The 17,904-nt window shown below is 55.9% G+C and carries 12 protein-coding genes; 2 read left to right on the top strand and 10 right to left on the bottom strand.

What is annotated here, in order from left to right; translation table 11 throughout:
• Positions 1–32: 32 nt before the first annotated feature.
• From AC13DE_RS05140 to AC13DE_RS05130, 3 genes are all read right to left on the bottom strand, one after another.
• The gene (locus AC13DE_RS05140) at positions 33–1,304 is read right to left on the bottom strand and encodes a multidrug effflux MFS transporter (protein ID WP_483047251.1); all 1,272 of its coding nucleotides are present in this window, start codon (positions 1,302–1,304) and stop codon (positions 33–35) included.
• Positions 1,301–1,780 (bottom strand): MarR family winged helix-turn-helix transcriptional regulator, encoded by a 480-nt coding sequence (locus tag AC13DE_RS05135; protein ID WP_446296535.1) that lies wholly within the window; start codon positions 1,778–1,780, stop codon positions 1,301–1,303. The genes AC13DE_RS05140 and AC13DE_RS05135 overlap by 4 nt, the downstream gene beginning before the upstream one ends.
• Positions 1,781–1,914: 134 nt before the next feature.
• On the bottom strand, positions 1,915–2,910 hold the full coding sequence (locus AC13DE_RS05130; protein ID WP_483047250.1) for an aldose epimerase family protein: 996 nt from the start codon (positions 2,908–2,910) through the stop codon (positions 1,915–1,917).
• Between the two features lie 165 nt (positions 2,911–3,075).
• Between AC13DE_RS05130 and AC13DE_RS05125 the strand changes: the two genes are divergently transcribed.
• Together AC13DE_RS05125 and AC13DE_RS05120 are read left to right on the top strand one after the other, a co-directional pair.
• Positions 3,076–4,059 (top strand): response regulator, encoded by a 984-nt coding sequence (locus tag AC13DE_RS05125; RefSeq protein ID WP_446296533.1) that lies wholly within the window; start codon positions 3,076–3,078, stop codon positions 4,057–4,059.
• Entirely contained in the window at positions 4,056–4,430 is a 375-nt protein-coding gene (locus AC13DE_RS05120; RefSeq protein WP_483047249.1) for a phosphorelay protein, read from the top strand. Before AC13DE_RS05125 ends, AC13DE_RS05120 begins: the two co-directional genes overlap by 4 nt.
• 70 nt (positions 4,431–4,500) lie before the next feature.
• Here the strand turns inward: AC13DE_RS05120 and AC13DE_RS05115 are convergent, their stop codons facing one another.
• The 7 genes from AC13DE_RS05115 to AC13DE_RS05085 all read right to left on the bottom strand — a co-directional run bounded on the left by AC13DE_RS05115 (position 4,501) and on the right by AC13DE_RS05085 (position 17,882).
• The gene (locus tag AC13DE_RS05115) at positions 4,501–5,046 is read right to left on the bottom strand and encodes a biotin transporter BioY (RefSeq protein ID WP_446296531.1); all 546 of its coding nucleotides are present in this window, start codon (positions 5,044–5,046) and stop codon (positions 4,501–4,503) included.
• A gap of 83 nt (positions 5,047–5,129) precedes the next feature.
• Entirely contained in the window at positions 5,130–6,593 is a 1,464-nt protein-coding gene (locus AC13DE_RS05110) for a cobyric acid synthase (RefSeq protein WP_483047248.1), read from the bottom strand.
• Positions 6,594–6,661: 68 nt separating this feature from the next.
• A complete protein-coding gene (locus AC13DE_RS05105) occupies positions 6,662–11,923 on the bottom strand; it encodes a DUF11 domain-containing protein (RefSeq protein ID WP_483047247.1) in 5,262 nt (1,753 codons plus the stop codon).
• Between the two features lie 303 nt (positions 11,924–12,226).
• Positions 12,227–13,447 (bottom strand): transketolase, encoded by a 1,221-nt coding sequence (locus AC13DE_RS05100; protein ID WP_483047246.1) that lies wholly within the window; start codon positions 13,445–13,447, stop codon positions 12,227–12,229.
• A gap of 152 nt (positions 13,448–13,599) precedes the next feature.
• Positions 13,600–14,925 (bottom strand): preprotein translocase subunit SecA, encoded by a 1,326-nt coding sequence (locus tag AC13DE_RS05095; protein WP_483047245.1) that lies wholly within the window; start codon positions 14,923–14,925, stop codon positions 13,600–13,602.
• Positions 14,918–17,071: a peptidase M50 gene (locus AC13DE_RS05090; RefSeq protein WP_483047244.1), complete on the bottom strand. Its 2,154-nt coding sequence runs from the start codon at positions 17,069–17,071 to the stop codon at positions 14,918–14,920. The genes AC13DE_RS05095 and AC13DE_RS05090 overlap by 8 nt, the downstream gene beginning before the upstream one ends.
• Positions 17,072–17,075: 4 nt before the next feature.
• The gene (locus AC13DE_RS05085; RefSeq protein ID WP_483047243.1) at positions 17,076–17,882 is read right to left on the bottom strand and encodes an efflux RND transporter periplasmic adaptor subunit; all 807 of its coding nucleotides are present in this window, start codon (positions 17,880–17,882) and stop codon (positions 17,076–17,078) included.
• Positions 17,883–17,904 lie beyond the last annotated feature (22 nt).

Genomic DNA, 17,904 nt, shown 5'->3' with positions numbered 1-17,904 from the left:
ACGTGACGCGGATCAGGTCCGCTTCGGTGCGTTTATCTTTCACATCCCGACACCTGACCGGTGGACGCAAGGATCGGGGCCGGCCCTGTGGCAGGGGTATCGGGCAGCGCGGTCGCCACGGCGGGGCCCAATCGACGATAAACCAGAAATGCAGCGCAGGCCATCGCACCCAATAACGGAATCAATATCCCCATGGCCAGCAACGCATTCCCCATCAGCGCCCCGAGTGTCCCCATTACCAGGCCCGTGCCCATCTGGATAAAGCCCATCATCGAAGCAGCCACACCCGCGGCCTTTCCGAACGGTGCCAGCGCCGCGGTCGACATGGCAGGCATGACAAAGGCGATGCCAAAAGAATAGGTCGCGACGGGGATCATGACGTGCAGAAAGCTTGGCGGCCAGACCAGCAGGGTCAATGTCCCAAGGCTTCCCAATGCGATCGCGACAAGCCCGGGCCCGACCAACCGGTTTGCACCATAGATCTTCATCAACCTTCGCACCAGAAGCGACGCAAAGAAGAAGGTGCCGGATTGCGCCAGCATCGACAAGCCGAACTGTGCCGGGCTGAGTCCGACATCATCCATCAGGATGAAAGGCAAAAACGTCGCTTGCGCATAGAGCGCGCCCAAGGCCCCGCCCATTACCAAAGACGCACCCAGAAAGTGCGGATTGGTCAACAACATCCGGTAAGTCCGCCCCAGTGCAGGCAAATTCAGCCGGGATCGGTCGGGTATTACGGTCTCTTTCATGGCGAATAGAACGATCCAGATAACACCCAAACCCAGCAGCGCCATCAGAATGAATATGGACCGCCACCCCAAAAGAGGCAGCATCAGCCCTCCAATCGTCGGGGCCAGAGCGGGCCCAAGCGCGAGTATGATACCGATCAGGTTCATAATGCGGGACGACTGGTCATCCGTGAACAGATCACGGACCAAAGCGCGCGAGATTGCAACGCCGACCGACGCACCGATGCCTTGTACAAATCGCGCGCCCATCAACACTTCGACCGAAGGGGCCAACACCGCCACAATGCTGGCCACGCAGTAAATCGCCATGAAAGCAATGGTGACCGGGCGGCGGCCCAACGCGTCTGACAGCGGCCCCGCTATCAATTGGGCGCAGGCAAAGCCCCCGAAATATAGCGTCAGCGTCAGTTTGATGACCGACTCCGTTGATCCGAATGCCCGGACCAGTTCAGTCATCGCAGGTGTATACAGCGCCATCGACACCGGCCCGATGGCTACCAAAAGCGCCCCAATGATACTGACGCGGCGTTCGCTCATGATGGGGGTCGCGGTCATCTCGACGCCTCATTTTCCGACGGTTGGCCTGCGGCGCGCAGGTCAGTCAGGTTTTTCCGGATGCGCAAGGCCGTCTGCTGAAAGGTCTGCCAATCCTCATCGCTCAGATGCGCGGATATCTTTTGTTCCACCCGTTTGCCCGCCTGCGCAATCTGCGACAGGATATCAGACGCAGGTTCTGTGAGGGATGCGATCTTGGCACGGCGGTCGTTTGGATCAACGTTTCTCAAGATAAGCCCCGCAGCTTCGAGGCGATCGAGAAAACCGGTCAGGCTCATCGGGGTCATCCCCAGGCTTTCGGCCAGCAAATGCTGCCGGATCGCACCGCAACGCCCCATGTGGGCAAGCACCCGGGCCTCGGCGGCTGTGATGCCCAGCTTTGCCGCCTCGATCTCTTGTTCAAAGACTGTACGGCTCATTCGTGCTATGTCGTTGATCAAAAAGCCGAAGCTGTCCGGATTAATCTTGCTTTGCATCTCACCACCGAAAATTAATATGCCTGCCTTATTATATGGTGGAGTTGCAGATGCAATATCTATTGTCAATCACCGCTAAGGAAAAACATCGGCTTCTTTGTCAAAACACTCGGTAATTGCCTTGGATCTAGCCATTATTTCTCGTCAGCAACTCGTGAAATCCCAAAGCGCGAGCGATGCAAAGCGACCCGCCCCGGCGTCAGCAGACTAGAAGGGAAATTCGGTTGATGCGGCGTGTTGGGCCAGAATTGCGGTTCAATCGCCAACCCCGCGCAAGAACCATACGCAGCGCCGCCGTGGCCAGGCATCTGCCCGGTATGGATGTGCCGCCCATTATAAAGCTGGACGCCCGGCTGATCGGTGGTCACCTCCAGTCCGACACCGGCGGCACTAACGTGGCAAGCGGTCACCATCTCAGCCTGTGGAGGTGCCAGACAAAAGGTATGATCCAGCTCCGATCCGATGTTACGCGGGTGACGATAGTCGAACGTTGTACCCGCAACGGGGGCCGGTTCGCCGAGCGGAATTTGTGCTGCATCAACAGGGAGATAGCTGGTCGCGGGAATATATATACGATGATCGGCCAGGTCCGGCTGCCCGGACAAATTCCAATACCCATGAAATGCTGGGCTGAAGTAGGTCGGCTTGTCGGTTTCCCCAGTGATTTCAATGTTCAAGGCACCTTGTGCGTCCAAACTATAGGTTGTGGCTACCGATATATTGCCGGGAAATCCGCCGAACCCATCAGCATGGGTCAACGTCAGGCGGCAAGACGATGCAGCGATGTCGCTGAACGTCCAAAGCTGTTGATCAAACCCCGCCAGACCACCGTGCAAAGTGGTTCGACCCGCCTCGTTTTTATCTAGGGCGAAAGATCTGCCCGCAACTTTCATTTCGCCCCCGGCGATCCGGTTGGCAACCGGCCCGACAATCGCCCCGAAATATCGCATAGGTCCAAGATATGCCGCCATGGAACGACCGCCAAGAATCAGCGAATGTTCCATGCCGTCTGTGCGAAGCTCCTGAACCGTTGCGCCCCACGCAAGCACCGAAACCCGGGTACCGCCATTGCTGATCTCGCAGCGCGTTACATTACGCCCATTAGGGTCTTTGCCGAAGTAATTAACCATCTTTGCGTCACGGGCTCCCTGAAACTTGTTGTGCAGAAATTGTGGAATTTATACATTTCTACAAATTTCACGGTTATTGCCCAATTATTGACAATTTTCCCCACCAGATTGAATACAACAGAAACGACAGCTCGTCCCGTAAAGGGTAAAAAGTAAGGCTTTAAAATGAAAATTCTGGCGGTTGATGACGATCCTATTATCCTAGAGCTTCTTTCGCATTTTGTAGAGTCGATGACGGATCATAAACTTGTCACAGCATCCGGCGCTGACGATGCAACGAAGGTAATGCAGCAAAACGCGCGCGCGCCCTTTGACAGCTTTTTATTGGATATTCAGATGCCCGGTACCGACGGTGTGACTTTGGCACGGCAAATCCGGTCAATGGACAGCTACATTGATGCCCCTATCCTGATGCTGACCGCAATGTCCGAAAAGTCGTACATTGATGCCGCGTTCTCGGCCGGTGCGACCGATTATGTCACCAAACCTTTTGAGATGACGGAACTCAAGGCAAGGCTTGCGCTGGTCGAACGCGCCGTAGATGCGCCCTCTCGCAAGACCGGCAAGATCTTTGCCGCCCAGGCAATCAACCCGCACGGCAACAAGGCAGTGGGCCCGGTGCAGCTCCACGAGCCGGTTTCGATCTATGACGTGAATAACCTGATCGAATTCATGGCGTTGGAAAACTACATGCAGCAACTATCGCGGAGCGATCTGTTCGGTTCGACCGCATTTGCGTTCACGATCCGGGACATCGAAGGGTTTCACAACACGATGTCGCCGTTCGAATTCTGTAGTATGCTAAGCGATGTAGGCGAAACCGTTTCGGATACCTTGCAGGGCTGCCAGTTCCTGATGGCCTATGCTGGAAACGGCACATTTGTCTGCGTCGCCGAAAGCGGCTGGCGCCCCCAACCCAATATGTTGGCCAACAACGTTAACCTTAGCTTGGCACGCACGGAGCTATTCGACAATAACGGCAAGCAGATCAAACCGCGCGTATGCGCGGGGTCGGCAGTGCGCTTGATGTGGAAGAACAGCAATTCTGTGATGGACGCCATATCAGAGGCACATGCCTCGGCAGAGATGGCCGCCGCCGATTATGCGCGCGCCCAAAAAGACTTTTGGTATGTAGGGCGTACAGCATGATACAGCAAAAACTGGAACTTCCAGGCATTGATCGAATACGCTTACGCTTTCTGCAAATGCTATGCGACCGTCAGTTCGCCATCGCTGAACATGCATTGGCCGCTTGGGAAAGCGATACGGTCGATGGTATTAACAGCAATCTTACCTCTGCCCGGACACTTTTTCACCAAATAGCGGGCACCGCCGGTTCTTTGGGTTTCGAAGAATTGGGAGAAGAAGCACGCGCTTGTGAGATCACGATAGACAAACATCTGGAAAGTGCGCAGGCCGAGGTGGCGACGTGCCCATCCGAATTGATTTTTGGTATGGATGATTTTTTGAAAATCTCACAAGCGCTGATCGAAGAGAATTCTGAACTCATCAACGCGTAAAGCAACGCTGATTTCACCAGCGTTGCTTGAATGTGTGTCGCTCTTGATCGCCGTTACAGGAACGCGCCGATCAACTGCGGGAAAGCACACTGGCTGGGCGAGCCTTGGCCAGTCCACTGGTGATGAATCCTGCCAGGACCGCTTTTATCAAATCTCCGGGAATGAAGATCGCGACCAGAATTGTCGATTCCACCAGCGATTTGTCCAGTGCAATGGACAGGCCGATGATGCCGAAGACATACAAGACGAGAATGCCGCCAATAACTGATGCGACGCCGGCGACAACCGTCAATGACGGTCCGCGCCATCTTTCGACGATCCAGCCGGTCACAAACGCCGCGACGGGCCAGCCGATCAGAAAGCCCGATGACGGCAGCATGAATGACCCAAGGCCGCCACGCCCACCTGCCAACAGCGGAAGGCCAATAGCGACCAATGCCAAGAACAACAGTACGGCAAGGGCACCGCGTTTCGCACCAAGCACGGTACCGCATAGCATGACGCCGAGGGTCTGTGCCGTGATGGGTACTCCAAACCCAAGTGAAAACTTCGGGATCAACGCCAACGCCGCAATCAGGGCAGCAAACAGGGCCACAAGGGTGAGGTTACGTTCCATTTAACGTCCTTATCATTAAGTTCACCGCTCTGTATGTTACTGAATGCCGCCAAAGACAAGAAGGGCGATAGGGGCCGCTGGAATTATTTACCCACCGGGGCAGCGCAGGCGAGGATCGCTGGCACGTCAAGGAATTTCTCCATGTGGTCGGCCAATTGATCCAACGTATCCTCGACAAGCTGGCTATACCCGGCTCCCCCACTGCTGACCCCGATGCTTTTCAACCAAGCCGCGCGAAAAACGTCGTTCGAGAACAACCCGTGCAGGTAGGTTCCGGCGATTTGACCATCTTTCGTCTGGGCCCCATCGGCGATACCGTTCACTGTCGAAAATGGGTATGTGCAATCGGGCCCTGCGGTTTGGCCGATATGTATTTCATACCCGTCGATCTGCGCCCCCGACGCGCAATGGACGGCGGTAACTTTCGACAAGGTTTTATCGCTGGCCATACGCGTTTCAACGTTCAAAAGCCCAAGCCCCCGATCACGCCCGCTAGCGCCATCAAGCCCGCCGCGATCATCAACGGTGTGGCCAAGCATCTGATATCCGCCGCAAATTCCCAGAACCTTGCCGCCCCGGCGCACATGGGCATGCAAATCAACGTCCCAACCCTGCGCACGTAGAAAGGCAAGATCACCCCGCGTTGACTTGGTACCCGGCAAAACCACCATATCGGCGTCGGCAGGCAAGGGCGAGCCGGGCGGTATCATAGACAACCGCACAGAAGGCTCAGCAGCGAGCGGGTCAAGGTCATCGAAATTCGCGATACGTGACAGCATCGGGCACACAATGTGAAAACCCCCCGCCATGGACGGCCGGGCCAGATCCACCGCATCCTCGGACGGCAATCGATGCGCCGCGTTGAACCAAGGGAGAACCCCGAAACCGGCCCATCCGGTGTGGCGTATGATATCCTCATAGCCGTCGTCAAAAAGCCTTACGTCGCCGCGAAACTTGTTGACGACAAACCCCGCGACCATGGCGGCGTCTTCGCGATCGATCACTGCTTGGGTTCCGACAATTTGCGCAATGACCCCGCCCCTGTCGATATCGCCCGCCAGGATCACCGGCACCCCTGCCGCACGGGCAAACCCCATGTTTGCGATATCGCCCCGCCGCAGATTGGTTTCCGCCGGGCTTCCCGCGCCTTCGACAATAATCAGGTCGGCCGTCTTGCTCAGTATCGCGAAGCTCTCCAACACCGCGGTCAGCAACGACGCGCGCGCGCCGCCAAACTCGCGGGCATTCAAACGCCCCCGCACTTGCCCCTGTACAATAACCTGAGACCCGGTATCGCTTTCGGGCTTTAACAAGACCGGGTTCATGTGCACCGAAAGGGCGCGACCGCAAGCGATCGCTTGCAATGCTTGGGCCCGACCGATTTCGCCCCCGTCATCGGTAACGGCTGCATTATTTGACATATTCTGGGGCTTGAACGGCGCGACCGATATACCCCGCCGCAGTGCCGCGCGACACAGGCCAGCCACCAACATTGACTTGCCCACGTTCGACCCCGTTCCCTGTATCATGAGTGCGTTGGCTGGCATTCGGACCCTCGTGTCATTTGTCAGGTCTTCGTGTCACTCCGGAAAGAATTGGTCAACAATAGTCAGCTTCATGGTGAAATTTCCGTCCGGAAATAGACTGAACCTGATTCATTGGGGAACAACGATCCCGTGCAGTTCCATTCCAGCGACCCTTGGTAATTTGCGGTATTCGGGAGCGGTGAAACGACGTTGCATGTCAGGTTTGGCGTTACCACTACGGGATCTGGAACCGGTTCTGTCAAACGCGTATAGGGCGGCGTCCGATCATATATATTGAGGTTGTTGACCGGGGCGTCAGATGAATTCTCCAGATAAATCCGATACAGCAAAACATCTCCCGCCTTCCCCTGGTTGGACGTTCCCTCGGTCAGACCCTGGGTCTCGTTGGTGACGGTTTTTGAAAGCGTGACCTGCCCAAGCTCCGCCGCGACGACCACCTCATCGGTGTTGCTTGTGGTGCTTGTGACGGGTGTATTGTCAAACTCAGTCGTTACATTGAGCTGAAAGTCAAAGTTACTGCCCGCTCCCGCGCCAGAGCCAGCGGATACTCGGGCGACGATACAGAGTTGTTGCCCAGCCGTGACCGCTATGGGTGCATTGATGGGTGTCAGCGCCGACCCATCACAGGCCGCATCAAGATACGGCACGGCCACAAACGCATCCGTGGGGTTCGACGCGATTTCGGCAATCGAAACATTGGCGGCCCCATCGGATGTTGCCGTGTAAATATGGCTGAGCGTCACGACCTGACCACGACCGACAGTTGTTGTTCTGTCTTTCGTCAGACCGGGTACCTGCACCACGCCGAAATCCAGTCCTGTCTGCGTTCCCGACATCTCGGGCGTGAAGGTAAACTGGCCGTCATGAGGATCACCGGCCACCAGATCAGGTAAATCGGCGGTATTTTCCGAAATAGCGAGGTAGCCTGCAACCGGCGTGACAACGAGGGTTATGGCCTCGGTATAGGAAGACGAGAGAAGATAGCTCCACGTTCCATCGGGCGCAATCGGGGGCGTCGCCAAAATCGCTCCGGCGCTGTCGAGAATGTCCACGTTTGACAAGCGATGTCCGGCGTTACCCTCATTTATTATAGCGTCATGTGCCACCCCCCCGTTTGCGCCGTTGTCCACGAATACGCGACCAGACAAGCGCCGGTCTCCGGTATTTATCTGAAGCGCATAGGCGGCTTCATCGTCGTCTGAAATCTGGTCATTCAGGTCATCTGTCAAAGCGCCGGTGTTCGGGTCGCTATCAGGATCAGGCAGGGAGCTATAGATAATCTCTGCGTTGTTGGTATGCTCCCCCGTGGCAAGCACGGTGGTGGTGATGATCAACACTTCGGTGGTATTGCTCAATATTTCGTCAACAAACCACAGGCCGGTAGTGAAATCATAGGTATCGCCGGTCGCCGGAGCGCTGTCTGCGACATAGCTATACCCGCTTGGGATCAGATCGATCACCTTGACCCCGGAAGGTGAACCGGTACCCGTATTGGTGACTGACACGACCCAATCTACAGTATCGCCGGGCACCGCCGATGTGATCGGTGTCGTGGTGCCCGCTGCCGCCGCATAGGTGGTAATCTCTAAATCGGCACCAGACGGGTCAAAGCCAAAGTTCCGCCCGGTCGTCGGGGCATCCGCAGAAACGCTGACGCCAATTATCGGATTTGAGGTGCCAATCAGCTTGCCGGCACCGATATCGGGGTCGGTTTCGTCCAATTCGATCCGATAGGTCTGGTTGATCATCAAATCGTCAAATACATAGGTACCGTCGGCAGATGTATCATCGGTCTTGATCAAAAGATCGTCGCTGAAATCTGCGGGTGTGCCATTATCGAGGTACAACTCTATGCGGATCCCGGCACCAAGATTGGGTTCATTGGCTTCCTTGACGTCTGAATTATTCAAATCTTCATACACGTTCCCTGTGATGGACCCAAACTTGAGCGGTGCCCTGCCCCGACAGGATGCGGCATCACTATCGCCGCCCTCATCCAACGACCCTGTTGCGATCAGTGTCGCGTTTCCTGTAACCGTGTCGATGAGATAGAAATTATTTGTGGTATTGCTGTATCCATACAACCTCCCATCCTCGTCAAACCACATTGATCCGAAAGTACCCCCATATATGGCTGGGCCAAATTCTGTGACCGTTACTGAACCCGGAAGGCCGTTATTTGCATCGACGCGAAATGCACGGCCCGAATTTTGATTGATCCCATACAAGAACCCGTCCGTCGGGTTATACGCCAAATCCTGCACGTCGACGGCCTGGGATAATTGAAGCGTACCCAAAGCCGTGGGAGAAGCAGGTGTGGCAAGACTGACCAGCTGAAGACTGTCTTCCTCATCTACGTATATCATCGTTCCATTGGGCAAGATGTCACCGGCAATGGAGCCCACCGCAGCGCTATTGGGCAGATTGGCTAGATCCACGAAGTTGCCGGACGCATCCAACCGATACAGATCACGCCGTCCGGGGCGCAACGTATAGAAATAACCATCCAGGTCGTTATAGCCCCAATTCGCATTCAAATTTCGTGGCGCTGTCCCGGAGTTCTGGAAGCCAACGTCATAGGTATTCCCGCCCGAGCTAATGTTCAGACGTTGGAAAACGCGTGAACCACTGTCGTAGCGATAAAGGCTTGCGTCGCAGATGAACGGCGGTGGATCACTTGAAAATGACACCGCATAGTCTTCTACTTCGCCGTCGAAACTTATCGCCAGACCTGAATTATCTGTTGACCAGCGAAACCGCGCGAATGTTTGGTTTGTTGTCGCTCCCGATGGGACTGATACTTCAAACGTGATGGACCCATTGGTGGTAGCGTCTTTGTCCAATGGCCCCCCGTCCTGAAGGTTCAAAGCGACCTGTTCACCCGGTTGTGAAAAAGTGCCGTCCCCGTCAAAGTCAATGAATGCCTGGAGATACGACGACCTCTGCGGCAGGTTGCCGAGATCATTTACAGCCACGGTGATATCCGCGAAACCACCTCTATATAATGTCGGCAAACTCACCCCGTCTTCATCGTCTACCCCGTCGATATCATCGCCCGAAGCATTCGCGTTTGACTGAGACAACAAATCAACATCGGGCGGTATGCTGCCTAGGTATATCTCAGGCGCGCCCGGTCCCTCGACAATGTGTTGCGGGTCGCCATAGCTGGCAGGGGCGTCGCCCCGGTCAGCATCGGGAGGCGTTTTTATGGTGATGCCATAATCCTCGACCTCCCCATCAATTGCTGTCGATACTGCGTCGACGCCGCTAGCCGAAGACCAACGAAGACGCGCGAAAGTCGGCGTCAAAACTGCGGTGACAGGTACTGTGACAGGGAAAGTTATGCTTCCGTTGACTGCACCGTCCACGTCTTGGGGTCCTCCGTCACGGATATCTGTCGCAATCTGATCTCCCAACGAAAGAAAAGTCCCGTCACCGCCGAAATCCACAAATGCCTGTAGATATCCGGTACCAGGTACGGGTTCGTTTACCCTAACTGTAACAGGACGCGTCAGGTCGCCGTAAAGCTGGGGAAAATCTTCATCACTTTCGTCATCGGTTCCATCGAGATCATCCGCGCTGGCGTCAACCGAATGCTGCGTCGATGAATCCCCGTCGCCGTTTCCGGTTCCGATCCAGTAGCTTGATGTGTCGCCATGTTGCGGGTCACCGTAAGTCACAGGCGCATCGCCCCTATCAGGGCCCGATCCTACATATATTGTCGTCTTGTCGTCCCGGCCTTCACCCGGTCCATTGCTCGGCACCCCATCGCCGTCACCGGGATTTTCCGAATCCGAATAATCTGACACAGCCGTACCGCCGGGGGTCTGGGCGCTGACGCGTGCCTGATTGCTGATGGTTGTATCCAGGTCTTCGGGCACAAGTGTATAGCTGGCGGTATAGACTGCCTTTTCTCCGACCAGCAGCGTGCCCTCCGGCGACAGCGAAGTCGCCGCCTGAAACGTGATGACAGGGGGGACACCCTTGCCGCTGAATTCGGTTTCGGCAAGCGTCACGTTGGTGAGATCGACATTCCCGAAATTCTCTGCGGTGAACACATAGGCGATAATCTCCCCTGCGTCGGCATACCCGTTGAGGTTGGTATCAACGAGCTGTGCCAGCTTGAGCAACCCGACCGAACCGACGTCGACAGACACCGTGGCCGGCGCGGAATATGCCTGGGGTTCCCCAGGCAGGATGACAGGGGAAACGAACCGGTAGTCGATCGGGGTCGGAGCGGCGAAGAAGCCCGCAAAGGGCGTGAATGTAAGCTCTCCGCTCAAGTGGCCATAGCTCCACGTCCCTTCGCCGATGACGTCGAAGGACCTCAAGTGACCTTCCGGTCCGTATACCTGATTGATGGCACCGGCGGGGGCGATCAGATCTACTGCATGCTTGGCGTACTCGCTCGGTTGACCGCTGTTATTTGCCGGTGGATTGTTATTCTCTGTGGACACGCTGTCATTGAACAAGATGTTTTGAACAACCGGCTCGCTCAACACCTGTTCTTTTACATCATCTTGCAAAATCGGTGTTTTGAAGTCGGCACATTTCAAATCATAGGTCTGGGTTTCGTCATAAGTTGGGTTTGCGAGGCGGACGAGAAACCCAGGGTTGGCTGTACGACCGAAGCTGAAGGTCGAGGTTTGAGGATAGAGAATTTCAAGCCCCGAAATCGGTTGATTGCTGTAATTTCGATCACCGGCAAGAAAGAACACCTCGGTGCCCAAATCGGCGTCTGGCCCTTCGATATACCCGCGATAGGTGGTCGCGGATCTATCGATGCGCACGTATTCTATCGAACCGTCGCAAATGTTTGCATAGACTTGTTCGTTTGCAGGGCCGTCGATGTCGTTGATTTGAATGTTCACATCCGCGACAACTGGTATCCCGCCACTATCAGAGTCAATGTCATAGGTCCCCGCCTGGAATATATTGAATTCAATGAAATGAGGGTCCTGGTTAATCGACGTGATCTGTATCTGGCCATTCCCGGTCGCGAATATATGGTCTAGGCTGGTACTGGTTAATTTCCCGACAATATCCACCGGGGTACCGCCAACAGTACCAGAATTGAACCAAATTGCCCGCTTTCCCACCCCGTTACCCACGACCGAGGGGTTGCCGGTTGGGGTCAGTACAAGTTGCTGGGCATAGGCGCTATGCCCTAGAAGGAGGCTGATAAAAACCACCGCCGTCCCCATCGGATTGAAACTGGCTAACGGATAGAGCGACGGCACAAAGCGCCGCAGAATCCGCGTGATCGCTTTGCAAGTGCGCGACCATTCAGAGATTGGGCCATTGCCAACCTGATGTATCTTCAATGCCATTTACCTGCCTTAGCCCCGAACCGATTGTGCAGAACAATGCATTCATCATATTAAATCTTGATTAGCATTGCTTCGGAGCTGAGGAATAACCGTTATATCCTTCCGTATACGATTGATGATAGCCGACCGCTCAGGTCACCTGTGGGCGAGTGACCTATCTGCACCGCGCGCTGTACGAACCCCCGCCGGCGGATGGATCAACCCCCTAAAAAACAAAACTGGGGCTCGCGTTTGTAGCGCAAGCCCCAGCGAAAATTAATCATTTCTTCGTCAGTTCGCCTCATACACGACGTTACTGAATTATCAAAATACGGCCCGTGCGATCCTGATCAGTTGCAGCGTTTCAAATGCTTTTTGCTCCAGTGCCAGAACTTCGCCGTTTAGCACCGTATAGCTGTAACCATTGTCCAGCGGCGGCAGGCGGTAGGTCTGCATAAGCTCGGATTGTGTCAGCGCAGCGGTCGGGGCGACCTGGATCCCTTGGCCAAGCACAGGGACCCGTGCCATATCGTTGATCCGCGCGAGCGCCGCATAGTTGCGATTTTCCAGCAATACCGGCATGCCATCGATCAATGCATAGCGCTGTCCGACCGGGGCCGCGGACAAGCCATACAACTGCGCGACCTGATCAGAGTTCAACAATAGGCCGGTATCGTCGACCTGTTCGATATCATGAACGTCGACGTCTTCTGTCTGCAAATAGTCATCTCGACGGTCCGCATACAATTTTTGCAGTTCGTGGTCATCGTAGGACACCCATTCGTCATAGGTCACGCCCTTTGCGGCCAATCCGGGGGGCACGCATGGCGGGTTTTGCTTTGCAAGACCCGGAGGACAGTTGCGATAGGTAAGCAATTGTTCGTTCTGTACATCATCTATGGAAAGATTTTGCCCCAGCAGGGCCAGAGGCACCGCAGACAACAGCGCTTTCATATCCCTGCCCTGAGGGGCCGGAACATTCATCACATGTTGCGATGCCGTGACGCGATCATGTTCTGACCGCTTGGTTCTTTGAATGAAATGCTCATTTGCATGTTTGACGTCTTCGTGTGTGATGTCACGGTCGACCTTCGCGTGCTTCTTGTCGTCTTTATGTTCATCTTTCTTTAGCTTTTTAAGCTGCTTTTCATGACGTTTGGCAGCCTTCTTCAGCTCCTTGTCATGCTTCTTTTCATGCTTTTTTACCTTCTTGCCATGGTCTTTCTCTTTTTTCCCATGGTCCTTCTCCTTACCGCCACCTTTGTCGTCCTTGATACGAACCAGGCTATCGTCGAAGCCAAATTCGGGCATTTGGATGCCTGACTGCCACAGGGTCGAAGGGGAAAGATTATTGGCCGCGTAAGAAGAAGTAGCGGCAACCAGTGAAACCGCTGTAGCGAGCAAGATTTGAGTCCGGGGCATTGTCATGGCGACACTCTCTTTTTCCAGATGGGACACATGGAAACCATGTACCAAGGGCAACACGTCGGGCAGGTCCTGAACGAACCCCATGTCTTGCTCTAGCAACGCATGGTCCCATGGCATGGTTCCCTTGGCTGTCTTCTGAAAGCGGGTAATTATGCGCGCCTGTTAAGGTTCTTTAGTCGGCGATCTCGATTTTGCAATCGATGCCCGCAACCAGTTTTCCTTCGGGATTGTCCATTTTAAGACGTACCCCGAATGTATCGCTCGCCGCATCAAATACCTGGTCTACCGCAATCACCACTCAACTCTCCCGCTACTTCCTGGGCCGTGCCCGACATCCCGGAAAGTCGGATGTACCGGCGAAAGAATTTTGGGTAACTGATCCTTATCAGTGTCTCTTGCCGCATCGAGATGTTCAAGCCCTCTTTGACTTCGATCATCTGATGCAATCCGCGTTCCCAGGAGCTGTCAGCCATGACGCGACCGGTGTATTCGTCAACGATCTGGATGCTTTCTTCCTGAACCAGATAGTGTTTGCCGCGTTTGTACAACCACAACGCTGAAAGCGCCTGCTTGGCCAATTCTTCACGGTGCGATTCCGTTGCCCAGACACCGCCGAGCTGCTGGGTAGACCGCCGAAGCTGGGCCTTGCCCAAATCGGTAATATCGATACGAAAGTCACGCTCTGAAACAGTAAAATCGCGGGGGGTCTGCATCGACCGCGCAGTATTGATCGCTTGACGATAGATCGCTTCCATCTCCGTCGTGTCGCCTTTTTGCGCGATGATCAGCGGCGTTCGCGCCTCGTCGACCAAGACGGAATCCGCTTCGTCGACGATTGCAAAACACAGCCCGCGCATCATCACCTGCTCGCGGCGCGGACGCTCATGCAGCAACCCCTCCAGCGCCATGTGCAAGGGCCGTGTTTCGGCCTCCAGTATCAAACGGTCCTTCAGGTAATCAAAGGCGAGCTGCTTGTTGGTACAATAGGTGATGTCGCAGGCATATGCGTTTCGACGCGCATCGACGTCCATATCTTCAAGGATCACGCCGACGCTCAGACCGAGAAACTCAAACAACGGGGTCATCCATTCGGCGTCACGCGCGGCAAGGAAATCATTCACCGTCACTACATGTACAGGAACACCTGACAGGGCCATGACTGCGGCCGTCAATGTGGCGGTCGGGGTTTTGCCCTCTCCGGTTGCCATCTCGACGACTTTACCTTGCAGCATGATCAGACCGCCGACCAGTTGCACATCAAAATGCCGCATCCCCAGAACCCGGCCCGATGCTTCGCGCACGAGTGCAAACGCGCGCGCAGTGTTGCGCCGCCCCAACCCGCGCACCCGCAGATCTTCGCCCAATGCGATCCGCGCGGCCATCAGTTCGTCATTGCCAAGGGTCTGCAACGCCCGCCCCTCGCGCCGGACGCGGCGCAGAAACAGGCGTTTTGATACAGGCCTGCGCGCGACAAGTTGCTGAATGCGCCCATAGGCGCTGGCCATGATCCGGTCGGGCGTGCTCAGTATCTCGTCACTGCGTTCGGGATAGAACCCGCCCAGCAACCCCGGCCTGAGGATCATCCGGTCAGACATTGTAGAGCCGTAAAAACAGCTGACGCAGCGAGCGATAGGCTTGAAACCCCATCGGGGTGTAGCCGTGATCAAACCGGACCCGAACCCTGCGACCCAGCAGAATGTCTTCCGAAGGATACTGCATCAAGATCTCGAACTCGAAAAACCGGCCAAGCGTCTGAACGCCCTGGGGATCGGCGGGATCAACCGGGACCTTGCCACCGCCGGCGGTGCCCAAGGCAGGGGTCGGCAATTGTTGGGTGGCACCGGGGACCTCACGCAATACCACGGCGCGCACCGGTGCGGCCTCCCATTCGACGGGAAGGACACTTACCGAAAGCGTGTCGTTGCGTACCAGGTCAACCTGGTTCTGGCTCACCACAACCCGCACGGTTTGGGTATCGCGCTGCGCCACAACATAGCCCACAACAGAGCCTTTTGCGATAAAGCTTCCCACAAGGTCAGAAGCATTGGGCAGAACCGCAACCCCGTTGCGCGGGGCCCGGATATCCAGTGCGTCCAGTTCTTCAATCAGCCGTGCCCGGTCATTCAATACCACATCCATCTCCTCGGCGATCAACGCCGATTGTACCCGGTCAGTCCTGATCAACGCGCTGCGTTGGATTTCCAGCGCTGCAAGTTGCGTGTCAATCAGTTCAAGCCGGGCGCGCATGAAAGGGTCGTCCAGCTGCAACAGCAAATCGTCGGTACGCACCTTTTTCTGTTCCGACCCGATCGCAACCTTGGTGACGAACCCGTTGGTCCCTGCCCTTACCTGTGCCTGTTGACTGGGCCAGATGACCCCGTCAACGATGCTGTAGGATGGGAACGGGACCAGAAACAGCAACGCCAGGAGCGCCGCAACAATAGCGGTTGTGGTCATTATGGCGCGGGGCCGGTTGGTGCGCAGCTTCGGGCTTCCTGACAAGAAACTCATCCCTTTTCCAATGGGGATCAAAAGCTGCGTGGACGCAGCCCAAATGGCAAGCACCACCCCGATGATAAAAAAACGGCCCGCAATATAGGCGATGATCGCGAACATGATGAACATGCGATAGATAAAGGCCGCGACACCGTAGAGAACGAACCAGATGCGTTCAGACCAAAGCGATGTGATCTGATCTGCGTCACGCACGCCATACAGATAGCGTTGCACCAAGTATGACAGATAATTCGTGGAACGCCCACTCAGGTTGGGTATTTCGATAAAATCTGCCAAGACGTAATAGCCATCAAACCGCAATAGCGGGTTGCCGTTGAACAGCAGGGTGGAAATGCCGCCGATCAACATGACATTGAACGCCACGGCGGTTACCGCGCCCGATTGCGCATTAAGCCAGACAAACAGCGCGATCGATGCAAGCAGCAATTCGATCATGATGCCGATGCCGCCCACCAGCATGCGCTTGCGCTTGTCCCGAAAGGCATTGGCGGCAGAGGCGTCGACATAGGGCACAGGGATCAGCACCAGGAACATGATTCCAATTTCATGTACCTCGCCGCCGAACTTCTTGACCGCATAGCCGTGGCCCAATTCGTGAAATGCTTTGACCACGGGATAGACCAGCCACAAGATCGCCAGATTTCCCGGGTTCAGAACGCGGTCGCTTATGTTCGATGTCAGCGCGCCCAGGTTCATTGCCGCAAACACACCTGCCGTCAGTACCAGGACAAGCCAGATCAGCGCGAAGGCCCTGGTCAGCAAGGGGCGCACCACAGGCAGCGTTTTCGTCAAGAAACGGTCAGGGTCCCATATCGGAATCCGCACAGCCAGCGGCGACCATATCTTTTGCTTGATCTCCATGCGGTTATGTCGCTGGTGGCGGCGAAACAGTTCGCGGCTGTCGGGCGACACATCGGCGACAAGCGCATCCGCTGCATGCAGTTGTCCCAGCAGGCGGATGGCCTCATCCTGGGTGGGCGCGCGTTCGCCAAGCTGTTCGTTCGCAATATCCCAGACTTCGCCCAACGTACGTTCTCCGTCCAGCATCCCGACCAAGCGATATGCCGCGGGCGAAAACCGATGCGACCGACCCGTGGCCAGATCCTGAAGGATGAACCAGATCCGACCCCGGTAGTCGTGACGATAGATGTTCACATGTCGGCGCAATCGTGGCTTCAGGTCCTTGACCCGGTACCAAGATGGCGAAAAGAGTGAACCGGCCACTGGCTTACGGTCTCCAGGACCACAGGGTCATGCGCGCCCAAAGCACCAGTCGGCGGGTCCAGATTTCCACCAAGCGGCGCTCGTCGATCTCGATCTTGGCCACGCCCTCCATGCCCGGTCGCAGCGCCGCGATCGGCCCTTCTTCGATAGATGCCTCTACGTCAAAGACATTCGCCCCGTTCAACGCACTTGAGATCGGAGTGATACGTTGCACGGCAACGCGGTAGGCCGTGTCGGGCAACGCGCTCAGTACCAGCGGGCCACTGTCACCCACTGTGATCTCGCGAATGTCACGCTCGTCAACGCGCATGGTCACCCGGTATTCGTCCAACGGCGCGACCTGGAACAAAACATCGCCGCGTTCCAACGGCGCACCAAGCGCTTGGCTCAGATCCCCCGAAACCACCAACCCGCTGAATGGGGCGCGAATGGTCATGCGTTCAAGCTGCTGGTCCAGCAGATCAATCTGCGCGTTCGATTGTTCGATCTGCGACGCCAGGATCCGCGCTTGTGTCCTTTCACGCTGCGCCATGGCCTGGCTGTATTCCTGCTGCTGTTTCGTGCGGTCGCCCAACCACTTGAGCCGCTCCAGCCGGATATCGCGGTCTTCCAACCGCGCCATGACCGCCCCCTGCGTGACAAGGTCCCCCGCGCGTACTTCGGCCTGCACCAGAAACCCGGCTATCGGCGCAGTCACGACGCGCTGGACCTTGCCTTCGACGGTCGTTGTGGCCGTGATCCTGTAGGTGCCCGTGGCATACCAGCAAAACGCGGCAATCGCGATCAGCGCGATGACACCCAGCTTTAACAAAGCGTGACGCGGGCCGAAAAGT

It is taken from the genome of Sulfitobacter sp. L-8, assembly GCF_056859255.1.
The sequence above is the reverse complement of the archived record's forward strand: the minus strand, read 5'-3'. Positions and strand labels throughout refer to the sequence as shown.